Source organism: Micromonospora sp. CA-111912 (assembly GCF_050948415.1).
Classification (GTDB): domain Bacteria; phylum Actinomycetota; class Actinomycetes; order Mycobacteriales; family Micromonosporaceae; genus Micromonospora.
This window is the reverse complement of sequence record NZ_CP192007.1, coordinates 2,801,088-2,820,852: the sequence shown is the minus strand read 5'-3', so window position 1 is coordinate 2,820,852 and position 19,765 is coordinate 2,801,088. Positions and strand designations below refer to the sequence as shown.

The following is a 19,765-nucleotide window of genomic DNA, read 5'->3' as shown; positions in this document are numbered from 1 at the left end:
TACGTCTACGCGACGTGTACGGCGCGGTCGGGACCTTCTACGGCCCGGTCACGGTCGGCGGCCGCTACCAGGTCGACTGGCCATACCAGTCAGGGTCGATTCCGCCGGTCGCCGACCACTTCCAGCCGCGGGACGCGGCGACCGCACTGGACGCGGCGACCGCGCCGGGCAGCACCGCTGTCGTGTGCCAGGTGCTGTCGGGCCTCGGTGGCGTCGGCAAGACTCAACTCGCCGCCCACTTCGCCCGGCGGGAGTTGGCCGACGGTGCGGTGGACCTGCTCGTCTGGACGACCGCCACGTCGCGGGCGGGCATCCTGTCGTCCTACGCCCTTGTGGGCAACCACCTCGGCGGGACCGACCATCAGGACCCGCTACGGGCCGCCGAGGAGTTCCTGGCCTGGCTCGCCAACACCGGGCGACGCTGGCTGGTGGTCCTGGACGACCTCACCGAACCGGGCGACCTCACCGGGCTATGGCCGCCGTCGACGCCGAACGGCCGGACCGTCGTCACCACCCGCCGTCGGGACGCAGCGCTGCTGGGCTCCGGCCGCATCCCGGTCGAGGTGGGCATCTTCACGCCGGCCGAGGCCGAGAAATACCTGCGTGGCAAGCTGGCCGGCCGGGCTGACCTTGCCGAAGACGTGGAAGGGCTCGCCGCCGACCTGGGCTACCTGCCGCTGGCCCTCGCCCAGGCCTCCGCGTATCTCATGGACCGGGGACTGACCTGCGGTGAGTACCGCAAGCGGTTCGCCGACCGGCGACGGCGGCTGGCCGAACTCATGCCGGAGCCGCAGGCACTGCCCGACGGGCACCACACGACGGTCGCCGCGACCTGGTCGCTGTCGATCGAACTGGCCAACGCGATGACCCCGGCCGGACTGGCCCGGCCGCTGCTGGAGCTGGCCAGCCACCTGGACGCCAACGGTGTGCCGACCAACATTTTCATCACTCTGGCGGCGCTGCGGTACCTGGACGAAGGCCAGGGATCGCCCCCGCGCTCCACCGGGTTCCTGGCATCGTTGCGACGGTCCCGGCACGTGCGACCGCAGGTCGGTGCAGCCGACGCCCGCGACGCGCTGCACTGCCTGCAGCGGCTAAGCCTGGTGTCGCTCACGGACGACGCCAGCGAGGTCCGCGTGCATGCGCTGGTACAACGCGCCACGCGTGAGCAGATGCCGCCGGACCGGCGGACTGCCGCGGAGCAGGGCGCCACCACCGCGCTGCAGCAGAGCCGCGGGGCGGACGCGATCCTCCGGTTCGACCTCAACCTTGAGGAAATCGTGTTCGGCGTCGAAGCGCCGATCACGATGGACACCACTGTCACGTGCAGCACCTGCGAGGGAGAGCTCCCGGCGCTGCTCGACTGCCGCGGCTGCGGCGGCAGCGGGCTGCTGAGGACCCTCCGGAAGATGACCGTCAAGATCCCGCCTGGCGTCGCGGACGGGATGCGGATCCGGCTGGTACAACAGGCCGAGGTGGGACGATACGGGGGAACCCGCGGCGACCTGTACATCGAAATCCACGAACTGCCACACGATCGGTTCACTCGTATCGGCGACGACCTGCACTGCACCCTAGACGGCTCGTCCGTCGACCTCGCAACGGGCGGCATCCTGCCAATCGTCGGGCTCGACGGCGCGACGTTCCGGGTTCTGGTGCCCCCCCGCGCGCACCCCGGCACCAAGATCCGGGTGCCGGGCCAGGGCGTGCCGCACATCAGGCCGACCGACCCCGGGCGCGGCGACCTCTACGTCACGCTGCGCTAGTATCCTGCGCCGGAAATTCGCCTGGATCTGGCTCCTCTCGTCCACACAGAGCACTACGGCCCGTTCGGGCGGATCGCGGTAGAGCCCGACGACGTCGGCGGGGACCAGGACCGGGCACGGGACGACGACCACACCGGCCAAGCAGACCACACCAGGCAATCTGAATTCGATCATGCTTTCGGCCAACGCGACAGACCCACCCCTTGCGCCGACATCGATGTCGGCATATATTCTGCTGCATTATTGTTAACTTTCTTTACTGAATATTGGAGGGGCATCCCCATGCGACGGAGGCGACTAACGCATCTCATCACCACGGCCGCCGCCAGCCTGCTGATGGTGCCGGCGGTCGTGGCACTGGCAGGTCAGGCGAGTTCCGCCGCGGTGGACCACGCGCAGTGCCGACCGGACGGGCTCTACCAGACGCCCGGCGTCACCACGCCCTACTGCGACGTCTACGACACGGATGGCCGCGAGGTCATGGGTGCCGACCACAAGCGACGGATCATCGGCTACTTCACCAGCTGGCGCACTGGCAAGAACGGCGCACCGGCGTACCTGGCGAACCAGATCCCGTGGGACAAGGTCACTCACATCAACTACGCGTTCGCCCACGTTGACCCGGCGAACAAGATCTCCATCGGTTCGCCCACCGCGCCCAACAACCCGGCCACCAACATGACCTGGCCCGGTGTGTCCGGCGCGGAGATGGATCCGGCGTACTCCTACACCGGCCACTTCAACCTGCTCAACAAGTTCAAGAAGCAGCACCCGCAGGTGAAGACGCTGGTCAGCGTGGGCGGCTGGGCCGAGACCGGCGGCTACATCGAGGCCAACGGCACCCGGATCGACTCCGGGGGCTTCTACCGGATGACCACGACCGGCAGCAACACCGTCAACACCGCCGGCATCAACACGTTCGCCGACTCGGTGGTCACCTTCCTGCGCACGTACGGCCTCGACGGCGTGGACATCGACTACGAGTACCCGACGTCGAACAACAAGGCCGGCCACCCGCTGGACTTCGCCCAGGCCGACGCCAAACGGGCCGGCCTGAACGCCTCCTACCAGGTGCTCATGCGGACCCTGCGCGAGAAGCTCGACGCCGCCGCAGCGGCCGACGGCAAGTACTACATGGTCACCGTCGCCGCGCCCGCCTCCGGCTGGCTGCTGCGCGGCATGGAGTCGTTCCAGACGTTGCAGTACCTGGACTACGTCAACATCATGAGCTACGACCTGCACGGGGCCTGGAACCACTTCGTCGGCCCGAACGCCGCCCTCTACGACGACGGGCAGGACGCCGAACTCGCCGCCGGCGGCGTGTACGGGGCGTACCAGAACATCGGATACCTCAACACCGACTGGGCGTACCACTACTTCCGGGGCGCGATGCAGTCCGGCCGGATCAACATCGGCGTGCCGTACTACACGCGCGGCTGGCGGGGCGTGACCGGCGGCAGCAACGGACTGTGGGGCCGGGCCGCGCTGCCAGACCAGACCAAGTGTCCCGCCGGAACAGGAGGTTCGGTCGGATCGACCACCCCGTGCGGCAACGGCGCGATCGGCATCGACAACGTCTGGCACGACTTGGAGAACGGTGCCGAGGTGGCGGGCGGAGCCAACCCGATGTGGCACGCGAAGAACCTCCAGGACGGGCGCAGCGGCAGCTACCTGGAGGCGTACGGGCTGACCCCGCAGACCGACCCGACCGACGTGCTGACCGGCAGCTACACCCGCCACTACTCGTCCAGCCTGGTCGCGCCGTGGCTGTGGAACTCCCAGAAGCAGGTCTTCCTGTCCACGGAGGACGAGCAGTCGATCGCCGCGAAGGCGGACTACGTCGCGGCCAAGGGCCTCGGCGGCATCATGATCTGGGAGCTGGCCGGCGACTACGCGTGGAACGCTCAGCGCGGCGAATACTACATGGGCAACACCATGACCAACCTGGTCTACGACAAGTTCCAGACCGCCAGCCCGTACGGGGAGCGGAAGGCAAAGATCGCCATGCCGACCCAGACGCTGAACGTCGCGGCGACAATGGGCGGCTTCGCGCTCGGCGACAACAACTATCCGATCAACCCCGAACTGCGCCTGACCAACAACTCGGGTGCCACCATCCCCGCCGGCGCCCAGCTCGAGTTCGACTACCCCACCTCCGCACCCGGCACGCTCGGACAGCAGTCCGGGTGGGCGCTGTCCGTGGTGTCCACCGGCCACACCGGCAGCAACGTCGGCGGACTGAAGGGCGACTTCCACCGGGTACGGCTCAACGTGCCGTCGGCCATCGCACCAGGCTCGTTCACCGAGGTCACCCTCAACTACAGCCTGCCGATCGCCGGCCCATCGAACTTCACGCTCAGCTTCGGCGGCCAGACCTACGCCCTGACGGCCGACCACGCCCGCGGCGCGGTCACTCCGTCGCCCACGGCATCCGCGTCGCCCACGGTATCGACGTCCCCCACCTCCGGCACCTGCTCCGCCCCGACGTGGAACCCGACGACCGTCTACACCGGCGGCCAGCAGGTCTCGCACGAGGGAAACCGCTACCGGGCCAAGTGGTGGACGCAGGGCGACAACCCGGCCAACAGCGGGCAGTGGGGCCCCTGGGAGTCGCAGGGCCCCTGCTGACCGAGGAGCGCTCCTGATCCAGCAGAGTCAGGGCTGATGCGAAGGCGGGTGCCTCCCTGGGGCACCCGCCTTTCACTCACTCCTGCCGGTCGCGCTGGTCAGGCACAGCCGCGCCGCGCCACCCTGTACGGTGCCAATACCTGTCGCGCCTGCGGTGAGCTGGGCTCTGTGAGCTTGAGGCACCGTCGTGGTCATGGTGTTCGCGCTGATCTATCTGGTCACGATTCGCATGTTCGACGCCCTGCTACGCGGCCCGGAGCGACAGGGTCGTGCTCGCGGAACTGCTGGCTCTTCGCCATGAGGTCGCGGTGCTGCGCCGTCAGGTCCACGGCCGACCGCACCTGTCCTGGCCAGACCGGGCGATCCTGTCCGCGCTGTCCCGGCGGCTGCCCCGCGCGGTCCGCGCTCACCGGATCGTGACCCCGGCGACCCTGCTCGCCTGGCACCGCCGGCTGGTCCAACGCCACTGGACCTACCCCCCACCGCGTTGGCCGACCACCCGTCAGCGACGAGATCCGCGAACTCATCCGCCAGATAGCCCTGGACAACCCCCGCTGGGGCCACAAGAGAATCCAGGGCGAGCTGCTCGGACTGGGCCACCGCGTCGGCCTCGGCACCATCCGCCGAATCCTGGCCCGTGGCCGCCTCGGCCCCGCACCCCGGGAAACCGACTCCTGGCGGAGGTTTCTGCGGCACCCAGGCCACATGCCTGCTGGCCGCCGACTTCTTCCACGTCGACACCGTGTGGCTACGCCGCCTGTACGTGCTGGTCGTCATGGAGATCGCCACCCGCCGGGTCCACCTGCTCGGCGTAACCGACCACCCGACCCAGGCATGGGTGACCCAGCAGGCCCGCAACCTGCTCATGGACCTCGGCGAACGGACCAGCGGCTTCCGGTTCATGATCCGCGACCGCGACACCAAGTACGCCGCATCGTTCGACGCCACACTCGCCGATGAGGGCGTACAGGTGGGGTCGTCGCCCCCACATAACCGACGAACTACTCGAATCAGACGTCCTCTAAGCCGAGCCCACGGCGCACCGACCTCGCAAGGATCACATCGGAGACTTCGTGACGGTCTGGTGCCGGAACTTGGCTTTTTTGGCGCGGTTGCCGCACGTGTTCATCGAGCACCACCGGCGGTTCTGACCCCGACTGGTGTCGAGGTAGAGACCACCGCAGTCCGGGTGCTCGCACGCCTTGGCCTGGCCGCGCTGATTCCCGCCGAGGGCAATGATCGCGTCCTGGGCGATGAGGCCGAGTGCGGCGTGGACCGGATGCTTCGACCGGGTGCGCCAGCGCAGCCGGGTCTTGCTGAGTTCGGGGAATGTCTGGCTGTCTCGGGCGAGGGTGTTGATGAGGTCGAGGTCCGCGTCGTCGGGGGTGGTGTTGGTGACGGTAGCGGTGCCGGTGCGATGGATGGCCTCGCGGAGCCGGCGGGCGAGGTCTAGGTCAGCGTCCGTGGCGTCGGCGGACCCGAGGCTCAGGTCGTTCGCGGCGAGCCAGTCGTCTAAACGTCTGGGGGTGGGCAGGCGGTCGACCGGGGTACCGCTGCGGTCGCTGAGGGTCGCGGTGAAGCGGAAGGCGATCTGTTCGTTGTCCAGCCGGAAAGGCGGGGCCTCGGCCACGCTCGTCTCGGTCAACTCGACCGTCACGTCACCCATGGAACCAGTCTAGATGGTTCTACCCATCCTCGCCGGTGTAACGTTGGAACCGTCTTAGACGGTTCCACGTGGAAGGTGTGTGTGATGGCTGAGGTAACCGTGGTGGGTACAGGAGCGATGGGGGCCCCGATCGCGCGGAACCTGCTGAAGGCAGGGTTCGAGGTCGCGGTGTGGAATCGGAACCGTTCGCGGATCGCGCCGCTCGTAGAGCTTGGCGCTACCGAGGTCCAGGAACCGACCGAGGTGTTCGCCTCGGGCGTGGTGCTGTCGGTGCTGGCCGATGACGCGGCGGTGCGTGAGATGTTCCTGGACAGTGGCGCCCTGATGGCTGCTCGTGAGGGGGCGGTGCATGTGAATCTCGCGACGATCAGCCCCGCCCTCGCCGAGGAGGCCGACACCGTACACGCCGAGCACGGTGTCGGGTATGTGGCGGCGCCGATGTTCGGCGGCGTCCCGGTCGCCGAGGCCGGCAAGCTCAACATCGTCACCGCCGGCGACCCCGAACCCGTGCACCGTGTGCGCCCGCTGCTGGAGGCAGTGAGCGCGAAGGTGTGGCCGGTGGGCACCGAGCCTCGGCAGGCAAACGTGGTGAAGGTCGCCGGGCAGCTGCTGATCGCCTCGGCGATCCAGACGATGTCCGAAGCCGTCGCGGTGGGCGAGCGCGGCGGGATCGACGCCGCAGTGCTCGTGGAGCTGTTCACCTCCACGATCACCCCCGGCCCGGTCTACACCCGCTACGGCAACCTCATCGCCGCCTCCCGGTACGAGCCGGCCGGGTTCACCCCGGTGCTGGGCCGCAAGGACGTCGATCTCGCTCGCGCTCAAGCCGCGGCCACGGGACTGCACCTGCCAGTGGGCGACCTGCTCTCGGCCCTGCTGACCGAGGCGATCGGCGCCGGACACGGGCAGCGGGACTGGGCCTCGCTCGCCGAGGTGCAGCGCCACCGCGACGCCGAGGCGACCCGATGACCAGCGCATCGACCGCCGGCACGATCACCACCCAGAGACCAGAAAATTGTCGTCTGCCGTGGGGTGCGCTGCTGGCACTGGCGGCGGCTGGCTTCCTGGCGATCTTCACCGAGACCATCCCCGCCGGGCTGCTGCCTCAGCTCGCGACCGAGCTCGGTATCTCGGAGTCCGCCGCCGGGCAACTCGTCACCCTCTACGCGATCGGTTCCGTGGTCGCAGCCATCCCGCTGGTCGCCGCGACCCGCGCGGTCAGCCGGAAGAAAGTCCTTCTGGCGGCGGTGCTCGGGCTACTGGTGTTCAACACCGTCACCGCGATCGCCCCGTGGTACCCGTTAATCCTCGTCGCTCGGTTCATCGCCGGGGCTGCCGCCGCGCTGATCTGGGGCGTACTGGCCGGGTACGCCCGCCACCTGGTCGCCCCTGCCTTGCAGGGCCGTGCACTGACAGTCACCGGGATCGGACAACCCATCGCCCTGGCCTGCGGGGTGCCACTTGGCGTACTCGCCGGTTCCCTCATCGACTGGCGGTGGGTGTTCGTCGCCATATCCGCGGCAGCCGCCCTCCTCGCCGCCTGGATCGCCGTGGCCGTGCCCGACGTGTCCGGACAGGCCCCGGCCGCGCACCTGCCGCTGCGGCGGGTCGTGTTGCTGCCCGGCACCCGAGCGATCTTGGTCGTGGCGCTGGTGTGGGTACTCGCGCACAACATCCTCTACACCTACATTGCCCCGCTGCTCACACCGACCGGGCTGCGCCTGGACGTCGGCCTGGCGATCTTCGGCATCGCTTCCTTCCTCGGAATCACCGCCACCGGCGTCGTCATCGACCGCGGCCTGCGCGCCACCGTCCTTGGCGTGCTGACGATGATGGCGATCGCGAGCCTGGGCCTGGCGACCCCGGCACCCGGCGCGATTCTGATCGCTGTCGCGGTGGCGGTGTGGGGGTTCAGCTTCGGCGGCGCGCCCGCGCTGTTGCAGACCGCTCTGGCGGACCGGGCCGGTGAGCACACCGATGCGGCGCAATCGGTGTTCGTAACCGTGTTCAACACCGCAGTCGCCGGCGGCGGACTGCTCGGCGGCATGATCCTCGCCACCGCCGCACCGGCCCCGGCGCTAGCGTGGGCGGCGGTCGCGTTGGCGGTCCTGGCGATCGTCGTCGTGCTGACCCAGGTCAAGGCGTTCCCCCGAGGGCCACGGAACGTCTGAGGTGAGGCGGAATTGTCGTGGCTCCGTGAAGTTCTGCTCGACCGCCATGTGTTCCGCGGTGCAGCGGTGCGTCGTCGGGGTCACGACACCGCATCACCCTGTCGTGGGCACGGCGGCGAGCGACCATGAGAAGCCGGGCGCTGAACGACTACCAGGTGCTGCTGGCCCGCACGCGCACGATTCATCGCTCAGTCGGATGTCGGCAGCCAGTGAATGCGGGGGTCTGTCGCTGATCTTGTGCGCCATGTTCAACTCGGTAGGGTGCAGGCCGTGGGCATCCGAAGTCTCGCGCGGTGAGGGAGTCAGCGGCGGGGAGTTGGGCCGCGTGGCGTGGGCCGTGCTGGTCGGTCCGACGTCGGGCGCGCTGGTGGGCGGGCTGACCAGTTCTCCGACGCGCCACCCCTGACGATCGCGGGGCTCTCGACAGGCGAGGTGCTGCTCCTCGGCGTCGGCGGTCTGGTCAACTCGCTGCTCACGTGGTTCGTCGTGCCAGTGCTGCTGGGGCGGGTCGCGGTGGGCGGCCCCCTGTCTGTCAGGGTGAGTTGAGGCCAGCGGCTCGTAGCAAGTCCGTCTGACAGGGCGAGTTCAGGATCGAGAAGCGTTGAATACTGCTGTTGACGTGGTGGCGGCCCGGGATGGGGTCATGAGTCGCAAGAGAGGTCCTCGTTCGGACGGGCCGCGAGCGCGTCGGTCGTTCACACCGGGCCAGAAACTGGAGTTGCTGGCCGGGTATGAGCAGGCCGTCGCCGCGGGTGAGGGCGGGGCGTTCCTGCGTCGGGAGGGCTTGTACTCGTCGTTGATGTCGGAGTGGCGCCGGGCTCGGGATGCTGGGTTGTTGCAGGGCAAACCGGCTGGGGAAACGGTCGGGCGGCCGTCGGCTGAGCAGGCTGAGATCGCCCGGTTGCGGCGCGAGTTGGAACGCACGCAGAGCCGGTTGGCGCGCACGGAGACGGCGTTGCAGGTCATGGGAAAAGCGCGCGAGCTCTTGGAGGACATCTCCAGGAGCGAGCCGGACGGTCCGGACGTGTTCGGGCTCGGCAGACGCTGATGGACGCCTACCAGGCGTTGCCCGGGGCGGGGACCACGACCCGGGACGCGGCGCGGGTGACCGGGATCGCGCGGGCCAGCGCCGATCGGGACCGGCGCCGGCCGAGCCCGACGGCCCCGCTGCTGCGGAGGCCGGCGGCCAAGGCACCTGTTTCGACGCCTACGTGATGATCGACATCTTCTCCCGCTACATCGTCGGGGCGCGGGTGCACGCCCGCGAGTCTGGGCCCCTCGCGGAGGCCATGATCCGCCAGGTGTTCGACGTCCACGGCGTCCCGCACGTGGTCCACGCCGACCGGGGCACCTCGATGACCTCGAAATCGGTCGCCGACCTCCTCGAAGACCTGACCGTGACCAGGTCACACTCGCGGCCGAGGGTGTCCAACGACAATCCGTACAGCGAGGCCTGGTTCAGAACGTTGAAGTACACGCCGATCTTTCCGGACCGGTTCGCGTCCCTCGCCGACGCGCGAGCGTTCATGACCGACTTCGTCACCTGGTACAACCACGCCCACCGGCACTCCGGTATCGGCCTGCACACCCCGGCCGAGGTCCACTACGGCCGCCACCACACGGTCCGCGCGAACCGGAAAGACACCCTGGCCGCGGCCCGCGCGACGCACCCGCAACGGTTCAGCACGACCCGACTCCTGCCCAAGATCCTCGACCTCCCCGACCAAGTCTGGATCAACAAACCCGAGCCGGAACCACAGGCCGCTTAACTCCCGCTGGCCTCAATCCCTTGACACGTTCCGGAACGACCGGCGAGAAACTCGCGACCGCGGGAAGGATGACGGCGGTCACAGCCGGTGAGGGCTGCCCGCAGACGACAAGGCGCCGGGGTGGAGAGGATCATTCCCCACCCCGGCGCCCGTCTGGTACGTAAGTCGTGCTCTGGTGAAGCTCGGTCAGTTGTCAGTTGTCACGGGTAAGTGGTCAGTTGGCGCGCAGGCCGTAGGCGCGGTGGACGACCTGTGAGACGGTGCCGCCCTCGGAGTCGGTGGCCTCGGCCTTGATGCTCACCGCACCGGTGGTCTGGGACAGTGCGGGGTGGGTGACCGTGCCGGTGAAGGTGCCGTTTCCGGCCGCCTTGGTCCGGATGGCGGTCCAGTGCGCGCCGTCGTCAGTGGAGATCCACAGCTTCAGCGACGTCATCCTCGGGGCTTTCGTCAGGTACGGGCTGTAGTAGCCGTTCACGGTGAACTTCTGCTTGCTCTCCGCCGGCAGGGTGTTGTCCAGATCCAGGTCGAAGTCGTACCCGAGGTACAACTCCCTGTTCGGCTGACAACTCTCCTGCGATGGCGGGCTCAACGTACCGTCGGCGTTGCGGATGTGGGTGAACCACGAGTAGCAGTTCAGCCCGCGTTCGACGTTGCGCGGTCCGACGATACCCCCGGTCCCCCGCTGCGAGGTGAACGTGCGGGTCGTGTCGACGATGCGGGCGTAGCGCTGCTCGAGGGGTGTCTCGAAGCGCTCGACCAGCCGGTACTCGGCCTTCTCCGCCGGCAGGTCGAAGTACGGGTTCAGGAAACCCGAGAGGAAGAAGAACCACTGCCCGTCCTTGCGCGGGACTTCGGTGCCGTCCTTCTTGTACAGGCGCACCTTGGTGATTTCCGGCTGGTTCGCGTTGTACCGGTAGGGGGCGAGTCCGCCGCCCTCGCCGTCACGGGTGAGGACGTGTGCGGGGTTGAACATGTCCCCGGACCGACATGACGTGCAGAAGTACAGGCCGTGCCGGGTCTGCTTCGGGTCGACCCGCTGGACCGCGGGCACCAGCGGCTGCTCGCCCCAGTCCTGGACCCGGCTGCCCGCCCGGATGAAGCGATCGCTCGTGCTGGCGCTCCACGCCTGCCCACCGGTGTCGTACACATACCCGGCCGCGCGGGTCCACCCGAGGTCCCTGCCCACCGGGCCGAAGTAGGAGGTAACGGCGCTCTGGCCGCGAAGGGGCAGGCTCGCCCCCAGCATTATGAGGCCCCTGTCCGTGTTCGGCGTCCACGCCAGACCCGCCTCGCCGGGTGCGTCGCCGTGCATGCGGTTCTTGATCGCGTAGAGCTGCCGGTCGGTGAGCCTGTAGTTGACGGCGGAGGGCAACCGTCTGGTGTCGGTGTAGAACAGGTTGTAGACATATGGCGTGGTCGACGACGCGGTGACATCCAGCGTGACCGGCTGCCGCGACAGCCGGTCGGCGAGCATCCTGCCCTCGTCCGCGAGCAGGCCCATCGTCGGGATGGGGTAGAGATCCCAGCCGAAGTAGAAGCCGTTGCGGCCGAGCCCACCGAGGAACGACCGCCCGACCTCACCGTAGCCGAGTACCCCGAGAGCGCCGGCCCGCTGGGCGTTCTCCACCCGGTCCAGACCACCGGTCTCGCACGGGAAGCCGAATTTCTTCTCGGCATCCGCGGGACAGATGTCGGACAGGTCGAGCAGCACAAGCTTGCCGCGCGCGTCGACGTTCGTGAAGTCTTCCGGCAGCCCGTGTCCGGCGTGAACCAGCGGCACCGACCCCCGCTTGTCAAGCATGGCCACCGGCTGGCCGTAGCTGTCCGTGTGGATAGCCGAGTACATCGGGTGCAGCCGGATCGGTTTGCTGCCGCGCTGGCCGGGCACTGTCATGGTGACCGGGTCGGGGCCGAGAAAAAACTTGCTGTAGTAGGTGAAGTCGCCGAGCGTGGCCTTGCTTTTCGACGGCAGCGTCCACATGTTGTGGTCGTTGCCGTAGGGAACCTTCCAGAAGTCCTGCATGAGGGACTTCGCGTTCTCCGAGACGACCTTGGCACCGACCAGCGTCTCGTAGGGGACGGCCTTCTTCGGGGTCGTGACCTGTACCCGCTTGAGCCTGCGCAGGTCGAAGGTGACGGTGGTGTCGCCGTCGACGACGACGGTGGGTTCTCCGACCATTGCGTAGTTAAGCTGGCCGTTCGCGCCGAGCCAGGTCGCGTCGGACACGACGGCGTAGGTGCCAGCCGGGATCCGGCCGGTGTGTTCCTTGGCCGGCAGCGACACGAACTTGCTGTCGACGCCGGGCGCCTCGTCGAGCCGCAGCAGCAGGATGCCGAAGTACTGGATGTCGTTGGCGGCGGCAGGGTCGACCCAGCGCGTCGTGATGTTCGACATCTTCGGTTCCTTGTACGCGCCCACCGCGGTACGCACCCGAACGGCACCGGCCGCGTCGATCGCCTCCACCGCGCCGCCGTACCAGGTGGTCGCGCCACCCTTGGTGGCGTCGAACGTCGTCGTCACGTCGGCGCTGCCGTGCGCGGGGACGGTGACGGTGCCCCGGTCGAGGGTGAGCATCCCCGCGGGCGCGGTCCCGCCGCCGTTGGGCGTGAGGCTGCTCGTCAGGTTCAGGGTGACCGGTGCGTCGCCGTCGTTGACGTAGGTGAGGGTCTTGCCCACCGGGGTCTTGTACGGGAACACGACCCGGCCGAAGTCGACGTTGTTGGTCGCGTAAACCATCTGGCCCCGGGCACGGGCAATGTCGACCCGGCCGGCGCCCTGCTCATAGGAACTGAACCCGTCGTTCTTGCTCGTGCTGGTGAGCACCGCCTTGAGTTTCTGGCCGGACCAGTCCGGGTGCTGCTGGGCGAGGATCGCGGCGGCGCCAGAGACGTGCGGGGTGGCCATCGAGGTACCGGAGATGGTGGTGTAGCTGTCGTCGACGACCGGGCCGAGGGCGGTGCCGTCGGCCTTCGCCGCGGTGATGTCCACACCAGGCGCGGCGATGTCCGGCTTCAGACCGAAGTTGCCCAACCGCGGACCGCGGCTGGAGAAGTCCGCCATCTCGTCCTGCTTGGTCACCGCCGCGACGGTCAACGCCCCGTCGGCCACACCCGGCGCCTCGATCGTGCGCGGGCCGCTGCGGCCACTGTTGCCCGCCGCGATCACGAACAGCATGCCGTACTGGGCGGACAGCTCGTTCACCGTCTGGGACATCGGGTCGGTGCCGTCGGTGAACGCGCCGCCGACGCTGATGCTGACGATCTTCGCGCCCTGCTCGGCGGCCCACTGCATCCCGGCGATGATCTCCGTGTCCGAACCGGTACCGGCGTCGCCGAGAACCTTGCCGATCAGCAGCTTCGCCCCCGGGGCGACCCCCTTGTACTTGCCGCCCGACGCCGCACCGGAACCCACGATCGTGGAGGCGACGTGCGTGCCGTGGCCGTGCCCGTCCCTAGCGGTCTCACCCTCGACGAAGCTGCGGGCCTCGATGATCTTCCCGGCGAAGTCCGGGTGGCTCTCGTCGATACCGGTGTCGAGGACCGCGACCTTCACCCCGGTGCCGTCGTAGCCGGCCTGCCACGCTCCGGGCGCGCCGATCTGCGGCACGCTCACATCGAGGGTGGCCCTGGTCCGGTGGTCCAGCCAGATCTTCGACACACCCGCGTCGAGCGTGGTCGAGGTCGGGCTCACCGCGTCAACACCGGCCCAGAACGCGCGGGCCTGGGTCTTGGACACCTTCACCGCAGCGGAACGCGCCGCCGGCAGTGCGGTGACCTTGGCCGTCGCCGGCAGCGCGTCGGCCTTGGTGGACAGCGCCCTCGCGTCCGAGGAGGTCCTCGTGGGGTACTGCACGATGACGGGCAGTTGGGTGGCTTTGTCGTCGGCATACCCGTTATTCACCAGGTACGCCACATCGAACAGGCTCTTGTCCAGGCGGTCCGACCCCAACAGTCCCCGCGTGTCGGACGGAATGACGTAGAACGCGTCCCCGTCCTTCACCTGCGTGAACGCCACCAGGCGCCCGTTCGCCCGCGGCGCAGGAGTCACCTGCACCTGCGGGGCACCACCCGCAGGATCAGCCAGGTACGACACCACGTCACCGGTTACCAGCGTCACCTTCGTCGCACCCGAGAGCGAACCTTGGGCGAGCTCCACCGGAGTGACCGCCGCCCCAGCAGCGCCGCCGAGGGTGACCGGGTTCAGCGGTGTCGCTGGAACCGCAGCACCGGTAAGACCCGCGCCGGGGGCCGCCGCGGCCAGCCCGGTGGGGGCTGCCGCGGCGACCGCCAGCACCACTGTGACAGCACCTACTAGGCGCCGCCAATGTCGACTACTCATGTTGCTCCTCTAGCCCAGGTTTTTGAGACAAATTGCTCATGACGACGTTCTTTTAGCAGGAAGAGCTCCAGCTCGTCGGGCTGGTCAGAACCAGTTTCAGAGCACCGACAGCGTATGGGTGCGGCTTCTTCGAGGAACCGTCTGATGTGGTGTTACGGGCGCCGTTCGGGTTGCGCCGCACTGACGTGTGTCTGACCAAATTAGCCAGATCGGGATTGAAATAGCAGACCATCGATGGTAGGTATCCAGCTTGAGATGATCGGCTGGGCAGGGCTTTCGTCCACTGTGGCAGCTGGGGCTGGCATGATCTTGACCGTGCAGCCGGGCCCGCAGCTTCCCTCTGTTGAGCAGCTTGTGGCGGTGGTGGCTGAGCTGCGGGCCGAGGTTAAGCGACGGCGGGCGGACAACGCGCGGCTGCGGGCCGAGAACGCCGAACTGCGGCGTCGGCTGGGGTTGAACTCGTCGAACTCCTCCAAGCCTCCGGCGCCGGACGGGCTGGCCCGGCCGCGTCCGCAGCCGGGCAAGGGTGAGGGCAGTGACCAGCGGCGGGGTAAGCAGCCGGGGGGCGCCGCTGGGGTTGGTCGCGGACCCGGACCGGGTGGTGCAGCATCCGCCGGACCGGCGTGCCGGCCCTGCCTGCGGCGCCGACCTGTCCGGTGGCCGCGAGTACGGGCGGCAGCGCCGGCAGGTGGTCGAGCTGCCGGATCCGCGGCCGGTGGTCACCGAGTACCAGCTGATCGCGGTCGAGTGCGCCGGGTGCGGGCGGATCACCGTCCCGCCGTCGCCAGCGGGGCTTTGGTCCTGGATGACACGCAAGCGATCAAGAAGGGGACCAAGAGTGTCGGGGTGGCCCCGCAGCACTGCGGGTTGACCGGTCTGAGGTTCCACCTGTGGACCGGACACCCTGAGCCCAGACGGTGGTCTGGGGAAGGATGGCCTGGTGCCACGTCCATCGAAGTACCCCGAGCAGTTCCGTAGGGACGCTGTTGATCTGGTCCGCTTGTCGGGCCGGTCACTGCGTGAGACAGGCCCTCGTGATGGTCCGGGGAGATCAGGAACCCCTGACAGATGGTGATGAAGCACTACGCGCCGTCTAGATCAGCAAATCCCCACTGTTCCAGTACGAATTAGAGGCCGTTGGCCAGGGCGTATGCCCCGGTCGACGGCCTCTTTTCGTGCTGTCGGGACGGCCGGATTCGAACCGACGACCCCTTGACCCCCAGTTACATAACAGTTGTGTCACGGCATGCCGAATCATACTTAAAAGTGCGCGAATCCGGATTCTTCGATACCGCCCGATACCGCAATGCCGCCAGCACCGCCACCTCCCCTCGGGCCTGTGACCAGGGCCGTGACCACAGAGAATCAAGTGCGCGGCCTGCCGGCATCTTCGCGGACACCGGAAGCCATCGGCCGCGACGGCCAGACCGGTGGGCTGGCCACGCCACCGGCCGCCGGCCCCCTGCGCAGGCCTGCTGGCCGTGGGTATTCGACCGTCAGTAGTCGGTGAAGTCGTTCACCCAGGCAGGCAACTGCTCGGACGGTAGAAACGCCTGGAGGTCCCCGACAGTCTGGGCCGCCGTGCCCCGCACCTCGTACGGGCTCCCAACGCTAATCGGGGTGCAGTCGTACAGCAGGCCATGAAGCAGATCCAAGGCGGTGGCATCCACCCGGCCGTGGAGCCTGGCCGTGTGCATCAAAGCAAGCAGGCTCTGCCGGCGGATCTCCGGATTCGGCGACCGCAGCCCCCGGGCAACCCTGGGCAGGACCGCATCCGTGTCGAGATTGTTGTAGACCAGAGCGATCAACGCAGCCCCGACGCGCTCTTCCCCACGGTCGAAGGCCGCGTCGACATCCCCGAGCTCCCGACAGCGGTTGAGATTGCCGCCCCGCTCCCAGTCAAGGCCAACGGGCTCGGCGTCGTCGCCCTCCGGTGCCGAATCCCCCGCTGCCGCATAGATCACCCGTCGAGTATCGGCCGATCGGCACGTCACCGCCAACCAGTACCCGGGCAGGAGTTGAGGTCGGCCCACTGAGCCTGCGTCAGCAGGCCCTCATGCTCCAGCCGGTGGCTGATCTCCGTCTTCGTGGCCGCATCCAGCGTCTCGGGCAGGTCCTCGAACGAGGCGGGCAGAACATCCAGCAAGGAAAAAACCTGCTGGCCGTCTCGCATCGTCAACAACAGCATGCACCGCCAGTGCGGCGAAAACTCAGGCCGGTGACTGGCCCGGTGCACCAGCACCGGCCACAGATAGTGCACCGCTCCGGGATCGGCGAACTGCACCAGCCATCCGGCACCGTGATGGCGGTTCAGCCCGCACTCGATCGCCTCCGCATCGAGCCGGACCAACTCCGACGTGTCAACCGCCTTGACCGTACGTGGAACACCTGAGCTCACCCCGCGAGTCTCCCACGCAAGACAAGCCAGCCCAGCACGCCGACACCGGCCGCCCCCCTTCACCGCAGAGCTCCTGTCAGACCGACCGACAGTCACCGGCCGTACAGTTGCGCTTCTCGCTCGGGACTGCCCCGGGTTGATGCCTTCCTTGCTCCAGGCGGCGAAATTGCCGTAGACCGTCGCGTGGGGCGAGAAGTCGTGGGGCAGATAGCGCCAGGCGATGGCGGCAGCAGTGGCATCCGCGCGGCTCGGGGTGCCCGTTGGCCGAATCGGCCGGGTAGGTTGCAGGCTCCGAAACTCGTTCTCGGTCGGGGTGACTGACAAATGTCGAGCATGGAACAGATCATCCGGGATCTGCGCGCCCTGACGGCGGGCATCGAGCGGGCCCAGAACCTAACGGCGGCGGTCGACAGGCAGGCCCAGGAGATCGCCGCACGGGCCGCCGGCGCCGGATTCGCCGCAGTCACCGCCGGAATGACCCGGGTGCGCGCGGCTGTCTCCACCATCCAGGGCGGCCTGGGCAGCCTTGCCGCTGCGATCAGGGAGGCGAAGGCCCGGCAGTTGGGGTCCTCGGGAAACTGACCGGGGCTGACCGTCATCCACCGGCCAGCCCTGCGCCGATCACCAGCAACGAGTCCTCACGCGCCATGTCCGACTACGGGCAGGGCTTTCCCGACGAGTTCCCGCCGTGGAGCCGGCAACCCACCGGGGCCAGCAACGGCACACCGACCGGACCACGTACCAGGATCGGGCCCAAGGTGGATGCCAGCACCCGACGAGCGCTGGAGTTGGAGAACGAATGTGCCGACAGCGTGGCCGGCAAGGGCTATCGGGTACACCAGAACCCCACCCCACAAGAAACCGGCGAAGCCCGCGTTCGCACCGGCGACAGCGGCAACCCGGACAAGGACCCGGACTACCTCGTCGAAGGTCATGTCTTCGACTGCTACTCGCGCCAGGGCCCCGCACGTCTGTGCGCAACGTCTGGAGCCAGGTCCGGGAGAAGGTCGACGACGAGCAGACCCAGCGGGTGGTGGTGAACCTCAAGGACTGGGAAGGTGACATGACCGCCCTACGGCGCCAGTTCGACGACTGGCCCATCGACGGACTGAAGGAACTGGTCGCGGTGAAACCCGACGGTACGATCCAAGAGATCATCCGGCGAGACTGAGGAGGGGCGGACATGGGCATCGAGTTCCGTCTGATCCTGGCCGGCGATCCACCCGTCGACGAGATCGCCGCCCTGACCGCCGCGGAACCCGGCGAGAAGCCGCAGCCGACAACGAATCCACGACTGTTCACCGCCCGCCTGTACGACCAGCGCGGCTACGCCATCACCGTCCGCTCCGGCACACACGGCTACTACGAAGCCGAGACAGACGGCGGCACCCGCTGGGAATGGAAACCCGAGACGTACGTCAACGTCACCTTTTCCATGCGCGCCGACGACCTGGCCGACAAGGCAATCCCCAACATGGTGACGACGGTGGCCCGGGTACTGGCCGGCCGGGACGAAGACGCGGCCCTGATCCAGGACGGCAACCACCTCCTCCTGACCCGCACCAACGGAGTCGTCCGCACACACCGCACAAGCTGGTGGAACCACTACCACCTGGACCACCTCATCACCGGCTGAGCCCGCGCCTCGGTTCGACACAGCTCCCTCGGCACCGCACCTGGTCGGGGTCGAGCACGTACAGCACGCATCACCACGCCGACCGGCCCCGGCCCGCGGTCGTCGCCGAGCAGGTCATGGTCGATGAACTCGACACGGCGCCGCACCGATGGTTTCAGGGCCGGCGTACGTGAAGTGTCCGGCGAGCCGCTCAGGTAGCTGCGGGGAACGGCAGACGGCGGCCGGGTAACCGCCCGATCAGGCCACGTCCAGGGCGTCCCGCGTACATCGGTGCCGACGGCCCAGGGCCGCATCGGACAGCCGACGGTGAGCTGGCGAGGGAGTACGGACCCGACCACACCCTTTCTTGCACGATGTTGCCATGTCAACACATAACGCTGTCAGCAACAATTCCTTCTACATGGCCTTCGCGAGTGAACGCACCGCTTCTACTAAATCCCGCTCACCCTGAACACCGGGAGGCATTTCAAGACCTCCTCGCTCAAGAATTACAAGAGACGTCGACAAGATTCCCCGTATCAGTTCGCGGCGAACCGGATGCCGACTCTCCGAATAGCATTCAACTAATGCGCTCACAAACCGGGGAAAGACCAGTGGGTCAACGTCGCATGTATCGCTGTCGGAGGGGGCCAACCCACTTGGCACACCGAGAACATCTGCAGCACCGTCCGCAAGCGAGACGAAGAGGCGTCCGATCCTCAGGGCAGGATCCCAGACGTCATCCCCGGAGACTGTAAAGTAGTAGCTCACTCAGCGATCTCCAATCGTGGATCAAGTTCTGGTCTACCTCGCCGCAGTCCAGTGAAGTGATTCTCCAAGGCAGCCCGGAAGCGCGGGTCTTTGCCGGGTTCGTAAACCTGAAGCCAATAGGAGCATTCTCGTACCCAGGGAGGTTCTGACGCGCCCGAAGGCACGCGTCCACCTTCCTGTTGACATGCTTATTCAGCCACGACTCATCGCCGAAGATCGCGCTTTTCTCTTCCCATAGCACACCGCCTTCAATGTGGTCGATGTCAGTAATTCGATCCCCTGACTCCGGGTCGTAAACATCGTAGTCGCGCTTGCCCTCAAGGCATCCATTGTTGTTGTGTACGAGGACCGGAGTGTCACCGGCGATCACATAGTACGTGTGGATGTCGGCGACGGTGAGGTCGTGCATCCGCTGGTTGCCGGTGAAGTTGTGTACTGCGGTGACCGTGACCTGGCGGCCAAGTCCGTCGCCGCCCATGCCGGTGCCGGTGCCGTCGCCCTCAAGTCGTTTGTCGTCGTGGACCAGCAGGCGGTGTCCGGCCTTGAGTTGACCCGCGTTGACCCAGTGTTGTTCGGTCGCGTCCCAGAAGGGGCGGCTCTGGGTGGTCTTGAGGACTGAGCCATTCTCGGTAATCACTTGTG

13 protein-coding genes and 3 pseudogenes are annotated in these 19,765 nt (G+C 67.7%); 10 read left to right on the top strand and 6 right to left on the bottom strand.

What is annotated here, in order from left to right:
* Window positions 1-14: 14 nt before the first annotated feature.
* A complete protein-coding gene (locus ACQPZO_RS11915) occupies window positions 15-1,766 on the top strand; it encodes a DnaJ C-terminal domain-containing protein (protein WP_433349684.1) in 1,752 nt (583 codons plus the stop codon).
* 282 nt (window positions 1,767-2,048) lie between these two features.
* The gene (locus ACQPZO_RS11910) at window positions 2,049-4,394 is read left to right on the top strand and encodes a chitinase C-terminal domain-containing protein (protein ID WP_433349682.1); all 2,346 of its coding nucleotides are present in this window, start codon (window positions 2,049-2,051) and stop codon (window positions 4,392-4,394) included.
* 1,057 nt (window positions 4,395-5,451) lie between these two features.
* On the opposite strand, the gene ACQPZO_RS11905 is transcribed toward ACQPZO_RS11910, so the two are convergent.
* A complete protein-coding gene (locus ACQPZO_RS11905) occupies window positions 5,452-6,060 on the bottom strand; it encodes a CGNR zinc finger domain-containing protein (RefSeq protein WP_433349680.1) in 609 nt (202 codons plus the stop codon).
* 84 nt (window positions 6,061-6,144) lie between these two features.
* Here ACQPZO_RS11905 and ACQPZO_RS11900 point away from each other — a divergent pair, with 84 nt between their 5' ends.
* From ACQPZO_RS11900 to ACQPZO_RS11885, 4 genes and pseudogenes are all read left to right on the top strand, one after another.
* Window positions 6,145-7,029, top strand: a complete 885-nt coding sequence (locus tag ACQPZO_RS11900) for an NAD(P)-dependent oxidoreductase (protein WP_433349678.1) — start codon at window positions 6,145-6,147, stop codon at window positions 7,027-7,029.
* A complete protein-coding gene (locus ACQPZO_RS11895) occupies window positions 7,026-8,231 on the top strand; it encodes an MFS transporter (protein WP_433349676.1) in 1,206 nt (401 codons plus the stop codon). Before ACQPZO_RS11900 ends, ACQPZO_RS11895 begins: the two co-directional genes overlap by 4 nt.
* A gap of 643 nt (window positions 8,232-8,874) precedes the next feature.
* Window positions 8,875-9,279, top strand: coding sequence for a hypothetical protein (locus ACQPZO_RS11890; RefSeq protein ID WP_433351409.1), 405 nt, complete (start codon window positions 8,875-8,877; stop codon window positions 9,277-9,279).
* Window positions 9,280-9,418: 139 nt separating this feature from the next.
* Window positions 9,419-10,000 (top strand): annotated as a pseudogene (locus tag ACQPZO_RS11885) (transposase); the annotation flags it as partial.
* Window positions 10,001-10,214: 214 nt separating this feature from the next.
* Here the strand turns inward: ACQPZO_RS11885 and ACQPZO_RS11880 are convergent.
* Window positions 10,215-14,339: a S8 family peptidase gene (locus tag ACQPZO_RS11880; RefSeq protein WP_433349674.1), complete on the bottom strand. Its 4,125-nt coding sequence runs from the start codon at window positions 14,337-14,339 to the stop codon at window positions 10,215-10,217.
* Window positions 14,340-14,573: 234 nt separating this feature from the next.
* Between ACQPZO_RS11880 and ACQPZO_RS11875 the strand changes: the two genes are divergently transcribed.
* On the top strand, window positions 14,574-15,317 hold the full coding sequence (locus tag ACQPZO_RS11875) for a DUF6444 domain-containing protein (protein WP_433349672.1): 744 nt from the start codon (window positions 14,574-14,576) through the stop codon (window positions 15,315-15,317).
* Between the two features lie 518 nt (window positions 15,318-15,835).
* Here ACQPZO_RS11875 and ACQPZO_RS11870 read toward each other — a convergent pair.
* Together ACQPZO_RS11870 and ACQPZO_RS11865 are read right to left on the bottom strand one after the other, a co-directional pair.
* Window positions 15,836-16,303 carry a hypothetical protein gene (locus tag ACQPZO_RS11870; RefSeq protein ID WP_433349670.1) on the bottom strand — a complete coding sequence of 156 codons (468 nt, stop codon included), beginning with the start codon at window positions 16,301-16,303 and terminating at the stop codon, window positions 15,836-15,838.
* A gap of 26 nt (window positions 16,304-16,329) precedes the next feature.
* Complete coding sequence (locus tag ACQPZO_RS11865; protein ID WP_433349668.1) at window positions 16,330-16,737, bottom strand: hypothetical protein; 408 nt, start codon at window positions 16,735-16,737, stop codon at window positions 16,330-16,332.
* Between the two features lie 324 nt (window positions 16,738-17,061).
* Here ACQPZO_RS11865 and ACQPZO_RS11860 point away from each other — a divergent pair.
* From ACQPZO_RS11860 to ACQPZO_RS11850, 3 genes and pseudogenes are all read left to right on the top strand, one after another.
* Window positions 17,062-17,286: pseudogene (locus ACQPZO_RS11860) on the top strand (DUF6244 family protein); the annotation flags it as partial.
* 209 nt (window positions 17,287-17,495) lie between these two features.
* Window positions 17,496-17,908 (top strand): annotated as a pseudogene (locus ACQPZO_RS11855) (hypothetical protein).
* Window positions 17,909-17,920: 12 nt separating this feature from the next.
* Window positions 17,921-18,373 carry a SitI3 family protein gene (locus ACQPZO_RS11850; protein WP_433349666.1) on the top strand — a complete coding sequence of 151 codons (453 nt, stop codon included), beginning with the start codon at window positions 17,921-17,923 and terminating at the stop codon, window positions 18,371-18,373.
* A gap of 396 nt (window positions 18,374-18,769) precedes the next feature.
* Here ACQPZO_RS11850 and ACQPZO_RS11845 read toward each other — a convergent pair whose 3' ends face one another.
* Both ACQPZO_RS11845 and ACQPZO_RS11840 read right to left on the bottom strand, forming a co-directional pair.
* Entirely contained in the window at window positions 18,770-19,123 is a 354-nt protein-coding gene (locus ACQPZO_RS11845) for a DUF6086 family protein (protein ID WP_433349664.1), read from the bottom strand.
* Window positions 19,092-19,760 carry a hypothetical protein gene (locus ACQPZO_RS11840; protein ID WP_433349662.1) on the bottom strand — a complete coding sequence of 223 codons (669 nt, stop codon included), beginning with the start codon at window positions 19,758-19,760 and terminating at the stop codon, window positions 19,092-19,094. Before ACQPZO_RS11840 ends, ACQPZO_RS11845 begins: the two co-directional genes overlap by 32 nt.
* Window positions 19,761-19,765: the final 5 nt, after the last annotated feature.

Bases quoted from the DNA above. Each gene is read 5' to 3' on its own strand.
- ACQPZO_RS11850 (WP_433349666.1), top strand. From the start codon at position 17,921: ATGGGCATCGAGTTCCGTCTGATCCTGGCCGGCGATCCACCCGTCGAC.
- ACQPZO_RS11910 (WP_433349682.1), top strand. From the start codon at position 2,049: ATGCGACGGAGGCGACTAACGCATCTCATCACCACGGCCGCCGCCAGC.
- ACQPZO_RS11895 (WP_433349676.1), top strand. From the start codon at position 7,026: ATGACCAGCGCATCGACCGCCGGCACGATCACCACCCAGAGACCAGAA.
- ACQPZO_RS11905 (WP_433349680.1), bottom strand. From the start codon at position 6,060: ATGGGTGACGTGACGGTCGAGTTGACCGAGACGAGCGTGGCCGAGGCC.
- ACQPZO_RS11900 (WP_433349678.1), top strand. From the start codon at position 6,145: ATGGCTGAGGTAACCGTGGTGGGTACAGGAGCGATGGGGGCCCCGATC.
- ACQPZO_RS11875 (WP_433349672.1), top strand. From the start codon at position 14,574: ATGGTAGGTATCCAGCTTGAGATGATCGGCTGGGCAGGGCTTTCGTCC.
- ACQPZO_RS11890 (WP_433351409.1), top strand. From the start codon at position 8,875: ATGAGTCGCAAGAGAGGTCCTCGTTCGGACGGGCCGCGAGCGCGTCGG.
- ACQPZO_RS11880 (WP_433349674.1), bottom strand. From the start codon at position 14,339: ATGAGTAGTCGACATTGGCGGCGCCTAGTAGGTGCTGTCACAGTGGTG.